This window comes from Mesorhizobium sp. M1E.F.Ca.ET.041.01.1.1 (genome assembly GCF_003997355.1).
In the GTDB taxonomy this organism is placed as follows: domain Bacteria; phylum Pseudomonadota; class Alphaproteobacteria; order Rhizobiales; family Rhizobiaceae; genus Mesorhizobium.
In genome coordinates, this window is sequence record NZ_RZSL01000667.1 from 1 (window position 1) to 2,990 (window position 2,990).

General features: G+C 61.3%; 1 protein-coding gene. It reads left to right on the forward strand.

Annotation, left to right across the window (positions count from 1 at the left end; translation table 11 throughout):
• Window positions 1-2,990, forward strand: a 2,990-nt coding sequence (locus tag EOA38_RS32260) for a LysM domain-containing protein (protein WP_145966173.1), incomplete at both ends; no start/stop codon positions are given.

A 2,990-nucleotide genomic window follows, 5' to 3' on the forward strand; every position in this document is an offset into this window, starting at 1 on the left:
GGATGGGCGAGCGCGATTGGGCGGCACAGGCCCGCCAACAGCTGTCACAGGTGAATACGGAGCTGAGTTCGCTTCAACCACCGCCGCCAGCCGTAGTTCCGACAGCGCCGAACCTGCAAATCGTGAATGCGAGCACCGGCACCTCCGGCAATGGCACGACGGTGGTGCCCGCCCTCTACCAACAGCCGGACCTTTTAGGGCCTACCGTGACGCCGGTTAAGCTCGACGGCGGCACGCCCGAAGACAATGCCGCGGAAGCGGCGACGGCCCGCAATATCGTCAACGACGTCACGGGCGGCAAAAGCATCGACCAGATCGCATCGGCCCGCGGCATGACGCGTGAACAGGTCATCGCCGCGCTGAGGTCTGGCGGGATGACAGTGTCGACCACCGACCCGACCAGCGGCAATGGCGACGTGCAGACGACGAAGATCACCGATGCCAGCGGCCGCACGGTCACGCAATACTACGACTACCAGCATGACAGCTACTATACGAGCGTCCAGCAACAACCCAACGGGGCAGCGACCACCTCACCGGTCCGCGACGGGCTCGGCCGCAAGGAGACCAGCAGCTACAATTCCGACACCGGCGCCATCACGACGCGGTACGAGGACGATCTTGGGACGGGCACGGTCACCGAGCGGACCTCGCTGCCCAATGGCGCTTCGGTGGAAACGGTGACGCCTGGCCAAGGGCCATCGCTGCCTGTAACCACCGTCACCGGTCCGGATGGCCGCAAAACCATATTGGCGTACTCCCAGGATCCGGGAGGGACCACCACGAAGGACATCAAACACGATCTCGCCGACGGAAAAAGTATCGACCAGATCGCAAAGGAAAACGGCCTCACCAACGAACAGGTGATCGCCGAATTGCAGGCCGCCGGATATCAGGTCACGACCCAGCAAGCGACGAGCGACAATGGCGACGTGCAGTCGGTCCAGATCGTCGATCCGCATACCGGCGACAAGACGGTCTACTCCTACGACTATCAGCACGACGAACGCACCGTCGTGACCACGGCCGACGGCAAGGAAACGTCGCAATCCGTCGACGGCAACGGGGGGACCCGCAACAGCGTCCGCAATACCAAGACGGGCGAGACCACGACCACGATCGTCGATCCGAAGACAGGAACCGAAACCAAGATCGTCACCGACAAGGACGGCCGGGTGACGACGACCACCACCGAGAAGATCAATGGCGGCAAGCCTGTCGAGTACGAGGTCAAGCCGAACGACAATCTGACCCTGATCGCGCGGAAATATGGCGTGTCGCTGGATGATCTCAGGCGGACGAATCCGGACCTTTTCGGTTCGTCGCGCAACCCGAACATAATCCACACGGGCGAAAAAATTACCATCGAAAACGGTACGCGCACGACCGTGGAGGTCACCTTCAACGGCTATACGCTGACCACCAAGCCCGATGGCAGCATGACGCTGCATAACGACACCACCGGCTCCGACCTGAAGATCGAGGTTGGCACGGCGCAGCAGGCGTTGGCCGAACTGCTGCTGGCAATCAACCCGCAGAGCAAAGATCCCGAACAGGCCAAGACCGACACGGTTCTCAAGACGACTCTGGAAGGTGTGCTCGGCGGGGCAAGTCCCGAGCTTGCCCAAGAAGCCGCGGACAAGCAGCAAGCAGTAAAGGATGCGATCAAGAAATATGGCGGCGGCAAGCCGGCGACACCGAATCTCGACGGCAGCGCCACATCGGTTGGCCCGTTCGGCGAGCCGCCGTCGGCTACGGCTCCGTCAGGCGGCAAATGGGTGCCGCTGATGGTCGACGGGAGCTGGCAATGGTTCGATCCGGAAGTTGCCAAGGCGATCGCCGCCGAGAACGCCGTGATAGCGCGCCTCGGCGAAGCACAGGCAAAGCCTGAGCAGAGCGGGGCGCAGCTCGACGTCTATGCGCTGGATCCCGAATACAAGGGAGCCATGAAGAGTGCCGAGACGACACTCGACAAGGTCTTGGCGCCTTATGGGCTGCAATGGCAGGCCCCGGAGCCGAAAGGCACGCTGGCCGACGCGCAAAAGCGGCTGACCACCGCCAACAACATGCTCCAGAGTGCCAGCGATGCCAGGGCCGAGTACGAGCAGGGCGAGAAGAGCCTTCTTGATGCTATTGATAAGCAGGCAACCCTGCCGGTGCTCAGCGATCCGAGCAAGCCGGCCGTAGGGACTTCCGGCGGGCCTACCCGCGAGCAAATCAACCTGCAGGGCAAAGCCGAGCACGCTGAAGTCACGCAGCTCTTCATCAACGCGGCGCTGCACACTGCGCGGGGCAATAAGGCCACGATCGACCAGATGGTGGGTACGACTGAGCTGGAGCTCGCCGGGGCCAAACCGGGAAGCCCCGAATATGCCGAAATCAAGGGCAGGCTTGACGGACTGAAAAAGCTGCAGGCGCCGGCGGCCAGCCAGGTGACACTGGCCGAGGCGTATGCGGAATTTGGAGTTGCGCAAAAAAATGCGGCCGATCTTGCCGTCAAGGCCGAGCCGATCAAGCAAGCCTTGGTCGCGCGAGCGATGCAGAGAAATCCGCATCATTTTGATTGGGACGGCTACACGAACGCAGCGGGTGAGTACACCGGCAAACTGAAATCGCAGAAAGTTATCGAGGAAAACGGGCAGCTCTATCTCGTAAACACCTATGAGAATGATGTTTTCCTCGACGATAACAACAATGACACGCCGGTCCTGAAATATGCCCTGACTTACGATCGCGGTGACAAGAATATCAGGGACGATTTCCGCAACGATCCGCTCAACAAGCAGTGGCAGCAGTTATTGGCGTCGACGCAAAGCTCGGCTTCGGCGCCGGTCTGCACGCCCCATGGAACAGGTTCGCAATCGGCGCTGGCGGCCGCCAAATCCAAGATCATCGGCGTGCAGGTCGAGCAGTTCGATGCACAGCTGCAAGATGCGAAAACCAAGCTGGTCGACGCCACGACGGCCCGCGACAAGGCGATTACCGAGCAT